General features: G+C 67.6%; 13 protein-coding genes and 1 tRNA gene. 11 read left to right on the top strand and 3 right to left on the bottom strand.

Going from position 1 to position 14,764, the window contains the following annotated elements; translation table 11 throughout:
- Positions 1-34 precede the first annotated feature (34 nt).
- Positions 35-107: transfer RNA gene (locus tag RIT73_RS05290), tRNA-Glu, on the top strand.
- 151 nt (positions 108-258) lie between these two features.
- Here the strand turns inward: RIT73_RS05290 and RIT73_RS05285 are convergent.
- Entirely contained in the window at positions 259-1,251 is a 993-nt protein-coding gene (locus RIT73_RS05285; protein WP_309131011.1) for a DUF4282 domain-containing protein, read from the bottom strand.
- 172 nt (positions 1,252-1,423) lie between these two features.
- On the bottom strand, positions 1,424-2,140 hold the full coding sequence (locus tag RIT73_RS05280; RefSeq protein WP_309131010.1) for an IclR family transcriptional regulator: 717 nt from the start codon (positions 2,138-2,140) through the stop codon (positions 1,424-1,426).
- A gap of 172 nt (positions 2,141-2,312) precedes the next feature.
- Between RIT73_RS05280 and leuC the strand changes: the two genes are divergently transcribed.
- The 7 genes from leuC to RIT73_RS05245 all read left to right on the top strand — a co-directional run bounded on the left by leuC (position 2,313) and on the right by RIT73_RS05245 (position 9,392).
- Positions 2,313-3,794 (top strand): 3-isopropylmalate dehydratase large subunit, encoded by a 1,482-nt coding sequence (gene leuC, locus RIT73_RS05275; protein ID WP_309131009.1) that lies wholly within the window; start codon positions 2,313-2,315, stop codon positions 3,792-3,794.
- A gap of 17 nt (positions 3,795-3,811) precedes the next feature.
- Positions 3,812-4,411, top strand: a complete 600-nt coding sequence (gene leuD, locus RIT73_RS05270; RefSeq protein WP_309131008.1) for a 3-isopropylmalate dehydratase small subunit — start codon at positions 3,812-3,814, stop codon at positions 4,409-4,411.
- Positions 4,412-4,582: 171 nt separating this feature from the next.
- Positions 4,583-5,899, top strand: coding sequence for a UDP-N-acetylglucosamine 1-carboxyvinyltransferase (gene murA / locus RIT73_RS05265; protein WP_309131007.1), 1,317 nt, complete (start codon positions 4,583-4,585; stop codon positions 5,897-5,899).
- Complete coding sequence (locus RIT73_RS05260; protein ID WP_309131006.1) at positions 5,896-6,639, top strand: lysophospholipid acyltransferase family protein; 744 nt, start codon at positions 5,896-5,898, stop codon at positions 6,637-6,639. The genes murA and RIT73_RS05260 overlap by 4 nt, the downstream gene beginning before the upstream one ends.
- A complete protein-coding gene (locus RIT73_RS05255; RefSeq protein ID WP_309131005.1) occupies positions 6,636-7,649 on the top strand; it encodes an NAD(P)H-dependent glycerol-3-phosphate dehydrogenase in 1,014 nt (337 codons plus the stop codon). Before RIT73_RS05260 ends, RIT73_RS05255 begins: the two co-directional genes overlap by 4 nt.
- 11 nt (positions 7,650-7,660) lie before the next feature.
- Complete coding sequence (locus RIT73_RS05250) at positions 7,661-8,194, top strand: YbhB/YbcL family Raf kinase inhibitor-like protein (RefSeq protein WP_309131004.1); 534 nt, start codon at positions 7,661-7,663, stop codon at positions 8,192-8,194.
- Between the two features lie 58 nt (positions 8,195-8,252).
- Positions 8,253-9,392 (top strand): D-alanine--D-alanine ligase family protein, encoded by a 1,140-nt coding sequence (locus tag RIT73_RS05245; RefSeq protein ID WP_309131003.1) that lies wholly within the window; start codon positions 8,253-8,255, stop codon positions 9,390-9,392.
- On the opposite strand, the gene RIT73_RS05240 is transcribed toward RIT73_RS05245, so the two are convergent.
- Entirely contained in the window at positions 9,389-9,904 is a 516-nt protein-coding gene (locus RIT73_RS05240) for a DUF3515 domain-containing protein (protein ID WP_309131002.1), read from the bottom strand. The two genes, RIT73_RS05245 and RIT73_RS05240, sit on opposite strands and share 4 nt — an antisense overlap.
- A gap of 33 nt (positions 9,905-9,937) precedes the next feature.
- On the opposite strand from RIT73_RS05240, the gene RIT73_RS05235 reads away from it, so the two are divergent.
- From RIT73_RS05235 to RIT73_RS05225, 3 genes are read left to right on the top strand one after another with little or no spacing between them, the layout of a single operon-like run.
- Complete coding sequence (locus RIT73_RS05235; protein WP_309131001.1) at positions 9,938-11,014, top strand: thiamine-monophosphate kinase; 1,077 nt, start codon at positions 9,938-9,940, stop codon at positions 11,012-11,014.
- 1 nt (position 11,015) lies between these two features.
- A complete protein-coding gene (locus RIT73_RS05230) occupies positions 11,016-12,605 on the top strand; it encodes a DAK2 domain-containing protein (RefSeq protein ID WP_309131000.1) in 1,590 nt (529 codons plus the stop codon).
- Positions 12,602-14,761: an ATP-dependent DNA helicase RecG gene (locus tag RIT73_RS05225; protein WP_309130999.1), complete on the top strand. Its 2,160-nt coding sequence runs from the start codon at positions 12,602-12,604 to the stop codon at positions 14,759-14,761. Before RIT73_RS05230 ends, RIT73_RS05225 begins: the two co-directional genes overlap by 4 nt.
- Positions 14,762-14,764 lie beyond the last annotated feature (3 nt).

The raw sequence follows: 14,764 nt of genomic DNA, 5'->3' as shown, positions 1-14,764 counted from the left end.
ACAGTGTCAGGAATCAGTTTCTGGTATGTCTTCGGCCCCCGTCGTCTAGTGGCCTAGGACGCCGCCCTCTCAAGGCGGTAACGGCAGTTCGAATCTGCTCGGGGGTACGGTTGAGCCTCACATCGTTGAATCGGTGTGGGGCTCACTCTAATTCACGCCCGTTCTCTGTCAGCTCGCCGGCGTTCCGGAGCCTGATGTGGGGGAGCGGATGCCCGGAGCCGGGCCTGACTGGAAGAGTCGGGCCCGGCACCTGTGCATTCATCTGCCGACTGAATCGGCGATCGTCTTCGTGTGCTCGGCGGTCTTGACCGAGGACACCACGAGTTCGAGGACGAGGCGAACGAAGATCACCCAGAGCAGGGGAATGATCCAACCGAAGAGAATGGCGAAGATCAGAGGCCAGGGGCTGAATCCCGGGGAGTCGTCGTAGGCTCCGCCGACGTAGTAGTTCGTGGCCGCGCCGGCGGCGATTCCGACCATGATCGAGCTGATGATCGTCCCGATCCAGGACAGTGCGGCGACGATGACCGTGATGATGTAGATGATCCCCGCCCAGCGCACTGCGATGAAGCTGTTGAAGCGGAAGTCGAACAGCGATTTGAAGAACCCAGCCGGTTTGCTCCGGCCCGAATGCTGATCGTGGACGCCGTAGGGATCCTGACCGGGCTGGTGTGCCACGTAGGGTCCCGGCTGGTACTGGGCGCCTGATTGATTCTGGCCCTGCGAAGGCTGACCGCCCTGGTGAGGATCTGCGCCGGAGCCGGGATGGCCGCCTTGGGGCTGACCCGACTGATAGTGGGGCTGACCCGACTGATAGTGGGGCTGACCGGACTGGTAATGGGGCTGACCGGACTGGTAGTGGGGTTGGCCCGACTGGTACTGCTGAGTCGATTGATAGTCCTGGCCAGGCTGGTACTGCTGGTACTGGGCCTGAGCCGATGGGCTCGAGCCATAGGCATCAGAACTCGGCTGCCCCGGCTGGGGCCGGCCCTGCTGGGGCTGGCCCGCGTCGTAACCGCTCGAAGCGTAGGGATCGGTTGCGTACTCACGTGACTGGCTGTGTCCCGGCTGGTAGCGGGAATCTCCGTCCGCATCGCGGCTATCGGAGGAGTAGGGCGAGCGGGTGCCTTCATCCGGCGAATCCGATGCCGCCTGATCGTCGGCAACGGGCTTCTGAGAGTCGCCGTCCTGCGTTTCTCGAGCGCTGTCGTCACCATTCTTCGGTTCGCGGGGATCGTGGGGAGTGGACATGAATGTCCTCCTTCTGACGAGATGAGTTCGGACACCAGCAACCTATCAGGACGCCCTGTCAGGACCACGGCACTGGTCTCACAGCTCGCTGAGGACGAGGACCGTGCGCAATGCAGACCCGCGCACGAGGCCCCGCGCAATGCAGACCCGCCCACGACGCCCCCGCGCAATGTCACCCGCGGACGAGGGCCTCCGTCAGGGTGCGGGCGGCATCGATGACCGACTTCGCGTGGAGGCGGCCCGGCTGCCGGGTGAGACGGTCGACCGGACCGGAGATCGACACGGCGGCGACGACCCGGTTGCTCGGACCGCGGACGGGGGCCGAGACGGAGGCGACCCCGCGCTCGCGTTCGGCGATCGATTGCGCCCAGCCTCGGCGCCGGACTCCGGAGAGCATGGTTGCGGAGAACCGGGCGCCGCGCAGCCCGGTGTGGAGACGATCGGGCTCCTCCCAAGCCAGGAGGACCTGGGCCGCGGAGCCGGCGCGCATGCTCAGGGTGGCGCCGATCGGCACCGAATCCCGCAGCCCCACCGGACGTTCGGCGGCGGCCACGCACAGGCGCAGATCACCCTGCCGACGGAACAGCTGCGCGGACTCACCCGTCTGATCCCGCAGCTGGGCGAGCACCGGGCCCGCTGCGGCCAGCAGACGGTCCTCTCCAGCGGCCGAGGACAGTTCGGCCAGCCGGGGGCCGAGCACGAAGCGTCCCTGCAGATCGCGGCCGACGATGCGGTGGAATTCGAGGGCAACGGCCAGGCGATGCGCGGTGGGTCGAGCCAGTCCGGTCAATGAGACGAGCTCAGCGAGAGAGGCGGGTCCGGCCTCGAGTGCGGAGAGAACCATTGCGGCCTTGTCGATGACCCCGACGCCGCTACCATTGCTTGTCATAACACCCATTGTGCGTGTCTCATTGGGCGAGATGCAAGTTCAAATTGCGATACGGGCGAGTAGATTCCTCTTACGGCCACCACCGGTGTGCCGGAAAATGTCATTGACGGCCCAACACCGCCGTCGAAGAAGCACAGCAGGTACGGGAAACGTCCGTACCGCGGGAGGAATCATGCCACGCACTTTGGCCGAGAAGGTCTGGGCCGATCACGTCGTCTCTCAGGGCGAGGACGGTGCGCCCGATCTCATCTACATCGATCTCCACCTCGTGCATGAGGTCACGAGCCCGCAGGCCTTCGACGGACTCCGACTCGCCGGGCGCCCCGTGCGCCGCCCCGACCTGACGATCGCCACGGAGGACCACAACACTCCGACCTGGGACATCGACAAGCCGATCGCCGAACCGACCTCGCGCACGCAGATCGACACCCTGCGCAGGAACGCGAAGGAATTCGGCATCCGCCTGCACAGCCTCGGCGACGCCGAGCAGGGCATCGTCCACGTCGTCGGCCCGCAGCTGGGCCTGACCCAGCCCGGAACCACCGTCGTCTGCGGCGACTCGCACACCTCCACCCACGGGGCCTTCGGAGCACTGGCCTTCGGCATCGGCACCTCCGAGGTCGAGCATGTGCTCGCCACTCAGACGCTGAGCCTCAAACCGTTCAAGACGATGTCGATCACCGTCGACGGTGAACTGCCCGAGGGGTCGAGCGCGAAGGACATCATCCTCGCCATCATCGCGAAGATCGGCACCGGCGGCGGCCAGGGCTATGTGCTCGAATACCGGGGCTCCGCGATCCGCGCACTGTCGATGGAAGCGAGGATGACGATCTGCAACATGTCGATCGAGGCCGGCGCCCGGGCCGGCATGGTCGCCCCGGACGAGACCACCTTCGACTACGTCAAAGGCCGTCCCCACGCCCCGACCGGCGAGGACTGGGACGCCGCCGTCGAATACTGGAAGACCCTCTACACCGACGAGGACGCGATCTTCGACGCCGAGGTAGTGCTCCATGCCGAGGACATCGAGCCCTTCGTGACCTGGGGGACCAACCCCGGCCAGGGCCTGCCGCTGTCGGCATCCGTTCCCGATCCCGATGACTTCACCGACGAGAACGACAAGGTCGCCGCCCACAATGCGCTGGCCTACATGGGGCTGACCCCGGGCACTCCGCTGCGCGAGATCGCCGTCGACACCGTGTTCCTCGGCTCGTGCACGAACTCCCGGATCGAGGATCTGCGCGCCGCCGCCGAGGTGGTTCGCGGCCGGAAGAAGGCTGACAACGTCCGCTTCATGGTCGTTCCCGGCTCCGCCAAGGTCCGCCTGCAGGCCGAGGCCGAGGGGCTCGACAGGATCTTCAAGGACTTCGGTGGGGAATGGCGTTTCGCCGGCTGCTCGATGTGCCTGGGCATGAACCCGGACCAGCTGGCCGAGGGCGAACGCTGCGCCTCGACGTCCAACCGCAACTTCGAGGGCCGGCAGGGCAAGGGAGGGCGCACCCACTTGGTGTCACCGCTGGTCGCAGCCGCCACCGCTGTCAGGGGCACCCTGTCCTCGCCCGGTGACGTCGCCGATGTGCCGCGCGACGCCCAGCCGGTGAAATGGGACCCCAGCCAGGGGCTGACCCTGACCCCTGTGTCGTCGAACGCCTGAGGAGAGAACTCAAGACAATGGAAGCCTTCACCACTCACACCGGCATCGGCGTGCCCCTGCGCCGCTCGAACGTCGACACCGACCAGATCATCCCGGCCAAGTTCCTCAAGCGCGTCACCCGCACCGGCTTCGAGGATGCACTGTTCTACCGCTGGCGCACCGCCGAGGACTTCATCCTCAACGATCCGGCGTTCTCGGCGGGCTCCGTGCTCGTGGCCGGACCGGATTTCGGCACCGGTTCCTCCCGCGAGCACGCCGTCTGGGCGCTCAAGGACTACGGCTTCAAGGTCGTCCTGTCCTCCCGCTTCGGCGACATCTTCCGCGGCAACTCCGGCAAGGAGGGCCTGCTCGCCGCGCAGCTGGAGCAGGACGACATCGAACTGATCTGGAAGATCCTCGAGAACCATCCAGGGACCTCGATCACGGTCGATCTGGGTGAGAAAACCGTCACGTGCGACACCGTCACCGTGCCGTTCCAGATCGACGACTACACGCGCTGGCGTCTGCTCGAAGGGTACGACGACATCAGCCTGACCTTGGCCAAAGCGGATGAGATCGAGGCATTCGAGGCCAAACGGCCGAATTTCAAACCGCGCACCCTGCCCGCCAAAGTGTGACGAGGCCTGCCGAAGTGTGATCGCACCCGCCCGGGTGTGACGAATACCCGGGCGGAAGTGGGCTCGCGGCTGAGGAGCCCAACCATCATCTGCGCTAGTCTTGGACGAGTCCGAACCGGCCTTCGCGACGAGTTCTCGAACGGCCTGTCCATGTGTGACGCAGGGAGAAACATGCTCGAAGTTCGCGGCGGAAACCCGCTCGGTGGAACCGTCCAGGTCCGGGGTGCCAAGAACCTGGTGCCGAAGGCCATGGTGGCCTCCCTCCTGGGAGAGACCCCCTCGGTGCTGCGCGGGGTGCCGAAGATCAGGGACGTGGAGATCGTCACCGGGCTGCTTGAACTGCACGGTGTGCGCGTCACCTCCGCCCCGGACGGCGACCTGCCCGACGGCGAGCTCCACCTCGATCCCTACGACGTCGCGCAGGGATCGATCGTCGACATCGACGCCCACGCCGGGTCCTCCCGGATCCCGATCCTCTTCTGCGGACCGCTGCTCCACCGGCTGGGTCAGGCCTTCATCCCCGACCTCGGGGGATGCCACATCGGCGATCGTCCGATCAACTTCCACCTCGACGTGCTGCGCAAGTTCGGCGCCGAAGTCGACAAGACCCCCGGCGGCATCATGCTCTCGGCCGAGAACCGGCTGCAGGGCACGAAGGTCAAACTGCCCTACCCCTCCGTGGGCGCCACCGAGCAGGTGCTGCTCACCGCGGTTCGCGCTGACGGCGTGACGGAGCTGCGCAACGCGGCCATCGAACCCGAGATCATGGACCTCATCGCCCTGCTGCAGAAGATGGGCGCCATCATCACCGTCGACACCGATCGCGTCGTGCGCATCGAAGGCGTGGAGAGCCTCGGCGGCTTCGTCCACCGGGCGCTGCCCGACCGCAACGAGACCGCCTCCTGGGCGTGCGCGGCGCTGGCCACCGGCGGCGACATCTTCGTCGAGGGCGCCTCCCAGCCCGAGCTCATCACCTTCCTCAACATCTTCCGCAAGATCGGCGGGGAATTCGACGTCTCGGAGACCGGCATCCGCTTCCGACACCCCGGCGGTCGCCTGTCCTCCTTCGCGCTGGAGACCGATGTCCACCCGGGCTTCATGACCGACTGGCAGCAGCCCCTCGTCGTCGCGATGACCCAGGCCGAAGGTCTGTCCATCATCCATGAGACCGTGTACGAGAACCGCTTCGGCTTCACCGACGCGCTGGTCGAGATGGGCGCGAAGATCCAGCTCTACCGCGAATGCCTCGGCGGCACCCCCTGCCGATTCGGCCGCCGCAACTACAAGCACTCAGCCGTCGTGTCCGGGCCCACCGAACTCCGCGGCGCACGCATCGACGTCCCCGACCTCCGCGGCGGCTTCAGCCACCTCATCGCGGCCCTGGCCGCACGTGGAACCTCCGAGGTGCATGGGATCGAGCTCATCAACCGCGGCTACGAGAACTTCCTCGACAAACTCCTGGCCCTGGGGGCCGAGGTCGCGGCATGAGCGCTGACGAGGTGCTGGTCTCCTTCGACCCGGCGTCAGTCAGATCCCAGCGCAAAGTCGCCTTCGTCGTCGCCTCGACGGCCTACGGGCTGTTCCGGCTGGCCTCGAAGATCAAGGTCGAGAACCCGGAGAACCTGCCGCAGAAGACAGGTGCCATCGTCGCGGCCTACCATGCGAACCACCTCGACCCGGTCCTCGTCGGCCTCGCCGTCTGGCGCAACGGTCGGCTCCCGCACTTCCTCGCGAAGTCGTCGCTGTTCACCGGGGCGCTCGGCGTCATCCTCAAAGGCCTCGGCCAGATCCCGGTGCTGCGTGCCTCGGCGCAGGCGGGGGACTCCCTCGAATACGCCAAGGAGGCGCTGCGCCGCGGAGAGGTCGTCGTCATCTACCCCGAGGGCACGCTGACGAAGGACGAGGGCTTCTGGCCCCAGCACTTCAAGACCGGCACGGCTCGGCTCGCACTCGAGACCGCGGCTCCGATCATCCCGGTCGCCCACTGGGGCCTCGAGGACGTCAAACCCCGGGGCACGAAGGTGCCGCGCCTGCGACCGCTGCGACACACCTCGGTGGTGCGCTTCGGTGAGCCGATCGAGTACCACGACCTGTGGCAGGCACGTGAGGAGAACAAGTCGAAGACGATTCTCACCCGCCGGTTGGCCAACACCATCGCCACGATGGTCGGCGACCTCTCCGGTCGCGACGTCCCACACAGATTCATGACCGAGGAGGTAGGCGAGTGACCGTGAAGAAGACCGCAGTGCTGGGCGCAGGATCGTGGGGCACCACGTACGCCGCCGTCATCGCTGACGCCGGATTCCCCGTCACCCTCTGGGCCAGGCGCTCCGAGGTCGCCGAGGAGATCAACACCGCCCACACCAACTCCCGCTACCTCGGTGAGCGCCGGCTGCCCGAGCTGCTGACTGCCACGAGTGACGACATCGCCGCCGTCACCGACGCCGAGGTGATCGTCCTCGCCGTGCCCGCGCAGACCCTGCGTGCCAATCTCAGCCGGTGGCGCCCGCACCTCCGCCCCGGCGTCCGTCTCGTCAGCCTGATGAAGGGCATCGAGGTCGAGACCGGCAAACGTATGTCCGAGGTCATCGCCGAGGTCGCCCAGGTCGAGACCACGCAGATCGCCGTCGTCTCCGGGCCCAACCTCGCCCGGGAGATCGCCGACCAGCAGCCCACGGCCACCGTCGTGGCCTCCGAGAGCATCGAGACCGCCGAGGTGGTCGCCGAGCTGTCCGCCAACGCCTACTTCCGTCCCTATACGAACACCGACGTCGTCGGCGTCGAGATGGGCGGAGCCGTGAAGAACGTCATCGCACTGTCGGTGGGGATCGCCGACGGACAGCGCCTCGGCGACAATTCGAAAGCCTCGATCATCACCCGCGGACTCGCCGAGACATCCCGGCTGGCGGTGGCGATGGGGGCCGAGGCCCACACACTCTCGGGGCTCGCCGGTCTCGGCGATCTGGTGGCCACCTGCGCCTCACCGCTGTCGCGGAACCGGACCTTCGGCCGTCACCTCGGCGAGGGGATGAGCCTGGAGGACGTCATCGCCCACACTTCACAGACCGCGGAAGGGGTGAAATCGGCTCCCGCCGTCCTTGCTCTGGGGAAGAAGTACGGCGTGGACCTGCCGATCACCGAGGCGGTGTGCGCGGTGCTGGCCGGAAAGCTCAGGGTTGACGAACTCTCCGCTTTGCTGTTGTCTCGGAAGCGTAAGCACGAAGGACCCACCGCCTAAGGAGTCAATCCATGAGTGCCAACTCACCGTTCTACAACCTCCCGGAACTTCCCACCTTCACCGTCACGAGCACCGACCTTGAGAACGGTGGCGAAGTGCCCGCACCGCAGCGCTCGGGGATGATGGGAGTCGAGGGCGGTGAGGACAAGTCGCCGCAGCTGTCGTGGTCCGGCTTCCCGGAGGAGACGCAGGCCTTCGCTGTGACCTGCTACGACCCCGACGCACCCACGGGATCAGGCTTCTGGCACTGGGTCGTCACCGACCTCGACGTCTCCACCACGTCGTTGCCCACGGACGCGGGCAACCCCGCGGCCGACTTGCTGCCGCCGGGAACCGTGACCCTGCGCAACGACGCCGGCGAACCGCGCTTCATCGGCGCCGCCCCGCCGGCCGGACACGGACCGCACCGTTACTTCTTCATCGTCACCGCCCTGTCGGAGAAGCTGGGGCTCGACGAGTCCGCCTCTCCCGCCTACGCCGGCTTCAACATGTTCTTCAAGGGCATCGGCCGGGCGTGGGTGGAGTGCACGTACGAAGCTTCGTGAGCTAAGGTTTTCGAGTCCGCGCACACGAGCGCGGGCTCGCACACGATCAAGGACAGATATGCCAGACACTGATCCCCGGCCACTCGTCGCAGTTCTCTTCGGAGGACGATCCAGCGAACACTCCGTCAGCTGCGTCACCGCCGCCGGAGTGATCAGGGCCATCGACGAGACGGCATACCGGGTGCTGCCGATCGGCATCACGAGGACCGGTGTCTGGCGCATCGTCGAGGACTGGGCGAGCATGCACTTCGACCCGGCCGACATGCCCGAAGTCGTTGACAACGGCACCGAGGTGATCCCGACCGTCTCCGCCACGGGGGCGCCGCTGCTGCAGCGCGACGAAACCGGTGCCGTGACCGAACTCGACTCCGTCGACGTGTTCTTCCCGCTGCTGCACGGTCAGTACGGTGAGGACGGGACGATCCAGGGTCTGTTCGAGCTCAGCGACACCGCGTTCGTCGGTTCCGGGGTGTTCGCCTCGGCGGCGAGCATGGACAAGCACTACACCAAATCGCTCATGGCCCAGGCGGGGATCCCGACCTGCCCCTGGGAGCTCGTGACGGAGCCGATGTGGGTCGCCGATCGGGCCGACGCCGAGGCGCGGATCGCGGGCCTGGGCTTCCCCGTCTTCGTCAAACCCGCCCGGGCAGGCTCATCGATGGGCGTCAGCCGCGTCGAGTCCGCAGCCGGACTGGACGCGGCGTTGCGGGCGGCCTTCGAACACGATGCGAAGGTCATCGTCGAACCCCAGGTCTACGGCCGGGAGATCGAGTGCGCCGTGCTCGGGTCCCTCCACGACGCCGAGCTGCGCACCTCGCTGCCGGGGGAGATCGAAGTCTCCGGAGATCACGACTTCTACGACTTCGAGGCGAAGTACCTCGACCTCGCCGATGCCGAGCTCACCTGCCCGGCGCGTGTCGACGAGGCCACGACCGCACGCATCCGGGAGCTCTCGGCGCAGGTGTTCCGGCTCTTCGACTGCACCGGACTGTCCCGGGTCGACACCTTCGTCACGGAGTCGGGCGAGGTGCTCATCAACGAGATCAACACGCTGCCCGGTTTCACCCCGACCTCGGCATATCCATTCATGTGGGCCAACACTGGGCTCGACTACACGGACCTGATCAGCGAACTCATCGGCATCGCCCTGAGCGACCACGCGCGCTCCCGGTCGGCGGTGGGTGGAGCCGTCGGCTAGCCGTTGACGTCCTCGGCGCCCACGCACTTCGCCTCGGCGGGCATCGGCTCGAGGGCCGGGGACACGGCAGCGAGCACGTTCGCACCCGATTCGGACTTGCGGTTGACGAGGACCTCGACGGCAGGGGTGCGACCGTAGCTGGTGAAGCGCCAGGTGTCGCCCTCCTCCGAAGGCCGGGAGATCCAGTCGACGTTTCCGACGCTCACGCAGGGATCCGTGGTGGGCCCCGGGGGAGTCACCCCGCAGCGCAGCACCGCGATGCTCGGATCGCCCCACGCCTCCGTGCCCTGAGAGGAGGTCTGGCGCTCCTTCTCCCCGGACACCTCATCGGGCAGGCGGAGCATGATCTCCGCGCACTTGGGGTTCTGTGCGTCGGGAGCCGCCTCCACGATGACCGTCGAGGCGCAGCCTGCCAAGCTCAGCCCTGCCAACGCAAAGACGACGGCGCCCGCGGCGATCGGAGCCGAACGGCGCCGGGACGAAGAGGCGGCGAGGACACGGCGTGAAGTCATGGAACTACCGTATCTCCCGGATAACCTTGGACCATGACCCGACTGTCCGAACTTGGCGAATCACACGTTCTCTCCCGCATACTCAGGCACAACCGCAGCGGAGCACAGGTGATCGTCGGACCAGGAGACGACGCCGCAGTCACCGCGATGCGCGGGAATCTCGTGTCGACGGCGGACATGCTCGTCGAGAACCAGGACTTCACCCGCGACTGGCTGGACTGGAACCGTCTGGGCATCAAGGCCGCCGCCCAGAACCTCGCCGACGTCTGCGCGATGGGAGCCGAACCCCACGGACTGCTCGTCTCTCTGGCCGTGCCGGATGCGACCGAGATCGCCGATCTCGAAGCTCTGTTCTCCGGCATCGTCACCGAGGCCACCCGCGCCGGTGACGAACTCGGCTGCGAAGTCCCGATCATCGGGGGAGACCTCTCGTCGTCGGAGCTCATCGTCGTCGCGATCACCGCCCTGGGCACGGTCACCGCGGACACCGAGGCGGGCGAGTCCGGCACTGGGGCGACGAGGGTCGCCGAAGCAAGCGCGCCGGGCACTGAGGCGACGCGGACTACCGGAGGGGCGGTCACCCGGGCTGGCGCGGAGCCTGGCGATCTCGTGTACCTGGCCGGCACCGTCGGTCGGGCAGCGGCGGGTCTCGACCTGCTCTTCGCCGGTGAACGCGATGATGAGGCTCTCGCCTCGCTCATCCGCACCCAGCTGTCCCCGCAGCCGGACTACTCCGCGATTCCCGCGATCCGGCCGGTCGCCTCGGCGATGATCGACGTCTCCGACGGCTTGAGCACGGACCTGCGCCGCGTCGCCGAGGCCTCCTCCGTCCACATCCGCATCGAACGCGAGCGCCTGCAGCCGCTCATCGACGACCTGCTGCCCGCCGCCCGACGACTGCTCGCGCTCCGGGAGACCGGCGACGCCGAGGCGCTGGCCCTCAAATGGGTGCTCGGCGGGGGAGAGGACCACGGCTTCCTCGCGGCGGCGCCGGCCTCGGCTGCTCCTCCGGTAGGCTGGCGGAGAATCGGAGAAGTGACGGCCGGCAGCGGCGTCAGCCTCGACGGCGAAGAGGTGCCGACGAGCGGCTTCAGCCATTTCGGGAAGTGACATGAACGGATCCAATCTCGCGGTCGGACTCAACGGGCGCCTCGCGGCCAGATGGGCGCGGCGCGCCGTCGATCGCCTGCGCCGCGAACGCGCGGAGATCGACGAGCTCAATGTCTTTCCCGTTCCCGACGGCGACACCGGCACGAACATGTACCACACCCTGCGCAGCGCCTACCTCGCCGTCGAGGAGCTCACGGGCCCCGTCACCCTGCCCGACGTGGTCGCCGCAGTCGCCACCGGGGCGAGCCGTGGCGCGCGGGGCAACTCGGGCCTGATCCTGTCGGTGGCCCTGCGCGGGGTCGCCGATGCGCTCGAAGGCGTCACCGTCGCCGATACTGAATCCATGGCCGATGCCCTCGAACTCGCCTCGGTCCGCGCCCGGCAGGCGGTGGCCCGTCCGGTCGACGGAACCATGCTCACCGTCCTCGACGCGATGGCCGCCGAGGCCCGCGAGAAGGCCGATGCCGGGGCTGACCTCGTCGAACTCGTCTCCGCCGTTCGCCTCCGCTCCCGCGCGGCACTGCGGGAGACCACGTCGCAGCTGAACGTGCTCAGCGAAGCCGATGTCGTCGATGCCGGCTCCACCGGTGTCGTCGAACTCTTCGACCTCCTCTACGCCACGGTCACCGGGCGCACTCCGCAGGACTCGATGCTCGTCGAGGTCGCAAAGTCCCCCCGTGTCATCCACCAGGCGCGGGCGGATGAACTCGAGATCGTCGCGATCCTCACCGCCGAGTGCGACAGTTCGCTGGGCGAGGAGCTCGACGCTCTCGGCGGGACCTCGATCGTCGTCAACGGGCCCAAGGTCCATGTGCACATCGAGGACGAAGCGGGCGCTGCCGAGATCCTCGACGTCCTCGCCTCCCGCGGCATCCTTCGCCTGGACATGGAGGACCTGCGCCTGCACGAGGAGGAGGGCGAGACCCGCCTCGTGGCGGTCGTCGCGGGAACCGGCCTGCTCATGCACTGCGCCCTCAACGGCGCCACGGCCCTGGTGCCCGGTGCCGGTGACCTCGCCGAGGCGGTGGCCGAGATCGTCGCCACCGAGGACCGCAACGTCATCGTCGTCCCCAGCTCGACGACCAGGCTGAAGTCGCTGACCGGAGTGTCGGGGGCCCGAGTTGTACGTTCCCGCAACGTCGCGACCCTGCTCTCCGCCCTGGCCGTCTACGATCCCTTCGCCCCGGCCGACGAGATCTTCGCCGATATGACCGAGGCCGCCAGTTCGACCCGGGTGGGGACGATCGTGTCCGCCGAGCAGCTGGCGGCGAATCCGCCGACGGGAGCGCTTCCGCTCATCGATGCACAGATGCTCGAGGCCGAGCAGCACCACCCCTCGCGGTTCTATCGGGTCCTCATCGAGGGCAAGCCGAAGTCCCAGAGCACGGAGCTGGAGACTCTCGTCGAGAAGCTGGCCGAGCGCCTCCTCGGCGCCGGCGGCGAGCTCCTCACGGTCATCACCGGGCTCGACTGCCCTCCCGGTGTGCTCGCGCATCTGCGCAGGTGGCTGCGCAAGTCCCATGCGCAGGTGAGGCTGCAGGAGATCGACGCGCGCGATCGGTCGACGCTGCTGACCATGGGAGTCGAATGAGCGCGCGCCTCGACGACTACTTCACCAAACGCGACCTCGGTTTCCTGCGGAAGCGGGGAATCGAATCCGTCGGTGACCTCTTGCACTTCTTCCCGCGCCGGTTCCTGGTCCCGGGGGAGAAGACCCCCTTCGGCGGGCTGCCCATCGGGGAGACCGCGATCGTCCAGGCCGAGGTGCTGTCCGTGGACACCCGGATGCTCGAGCGCCGGACGGGGCAGAAGCGGCCGCCGAGCCTGACCACGGTGCTCATCAACGACGGTGCGATGACGATGAAGATCGCGTTCTTCAACCAGCAATGGCTGCAGCAGCAGCTGACGCCGGGACTCGTCGTGGTCTTCGCCGGCACCGTCGAGGAGTTCCGCGGACAGCTGACCCTCAAGTCCCCCGTATGGCTCAATCGCGACGAGCACGATGAGACCTGGACCCCGGAGGACCTCAGCTCGCCCTTCCCCGTCTACTCGCGGGTCAAGGGCATCGCCCAGTCGCGGCTGTGGAAGGCGATCAAGGTGCTCCTCGACGTCGCCGATCCGGTGGAGTTCGAGGACCCGCTGCCCACCGGGATGCGCGAACAGCTCGACCTCCCGGATCTGCGGACCGCGCTGGGCGACATGCACCGGCCACGAACCCAGGCGGACATGGAGCGGGCGCAGCAGCGTTGGAAGTGGGAGGAGGCGCTGGCCCTGCAGACCGAACTCGTCTCCCGCAAGGCCGACTACGAACAGCTCTCGGCCACCCCGCTGTTCGACGTCGGTGCGCGGAGCAGACGCTTCGAGGCGAACCTTCCCTTCGCGCTCACCGCCTCACAGGTGAGGGTCGGGGAGGAGATCTCCCGCGACCTCGCCCGCAGCACCGCGATGCACCGACTCCTCCACGGCGACGTGGGCTCGGGAAAGACGGTGGTGGCCCTGCGGGCGATGCTCACCGCTGTCGACTCGGGTGCGCAGGCGGCGATGCTCGCCCCCACCGAGGTGCTCGCGACTCAGCATTTCCGCTCGATCGAGGGGCTCCTCGGCGAGCAGATGGCGCTGAGTCCGCTGCTGGCCGAGGACGATCAGGTGCGGGTGGCCCTGATGACGGGATCGATGCCCGCCCGGGAACGCCGCCAGCTGGCCCTCGACCTGGCCGCCGGGCAGATCGACATCGTCGTCGGCACCCACGCCCTGATGTCGGAGACGACGATGTTCGCCGAACTCGGACTCATCGTCGTCGACGAACAGCACCGCTTCGGGGTCGAGCAGCGTGAGGCGCTGCGGTCGAAGGCGGGGCTGACCGTCCCCCACACGCTCGTGATGTCGGCGACGCCGATCCCGCGGACCGTGGCGATGACCGTGTTCGCCGACCTCGACGTCAGCACCCTGGACGAAATGCCGGCCGGGCCCAAGGACGTCACCACCCATGCGGTGTCCCTGGCCGACCACCCGGCCTGGCTCTCCCGCATCCATCAGCTCCTCGCCGACACCGTGCGACGGGGCGAGGGTGGCTTCGTCGTGGCACCGCGGATCGAGAACACCGAGGTCGAGGACCTGGAGAGCGGGCGGGTCGAGCAGTTCATCGGGGTGGAGGAGATCCGGGAGCGGATGACCCGCGCCCCCGAACTGGCCGGACTGTCCATCGGGCTCATGCACGGGAAGATGCCGATGGCGGAGAAGGACCGGGTGATGAACGACTTCCTCACCGGTGAACTCGATGTGCTCGTCGCCACCACCGTCATCGAGGTGGGCATCGACGTGCCGCGGGCGACGATGATGATCATCCACGAAGCCGATCGCTTCGGAGTCGCCCAACTGCATCAGCTGCGAGGCAGGGTCGGACGTGACGGACGTGCCGCGACCTGCTTCCTGCTCACCAACCGGCCCGAGGAGGAACCGGGCTTCGAACGCATCCAGGCGGTGGCCGGCACCCTCGACGGGTTCGTCCTCGCCGAATACGACCTCGACAGCAGGGGAGAGGGCGACGTCCTCGGGGCATCCCAGTGGGGCGGCTCATCGCTGCGGCATCTGTCGGTGCTGCGCGATGCCGCGGTCATCGAGCATGCCCGGTCATTCGCGGAGAAGATCGTCGAGGTCGATCCGGACCTGTCGTCGCTGCCGGCGCTGCGGAGGCTGATCCGACGGATCCTGCCCGCCGAGGCGGCACATTTCATCGAGGCGAGCTGAGGA

The organism is Brevibacterium sp. (assembly GCF_031179145.1).
Classification (GTDB): domain Bacteria; phylum Actinomycetota; class Actinomycetes; order Actinomycetales; family Brevibacteriaceae; genus Brevibacterium.
The sequence above is the reverse complement of the archived record's forward strand: the minus strand, read 5'-3'. Positions and strand labels throughout refer to the sequence as shown.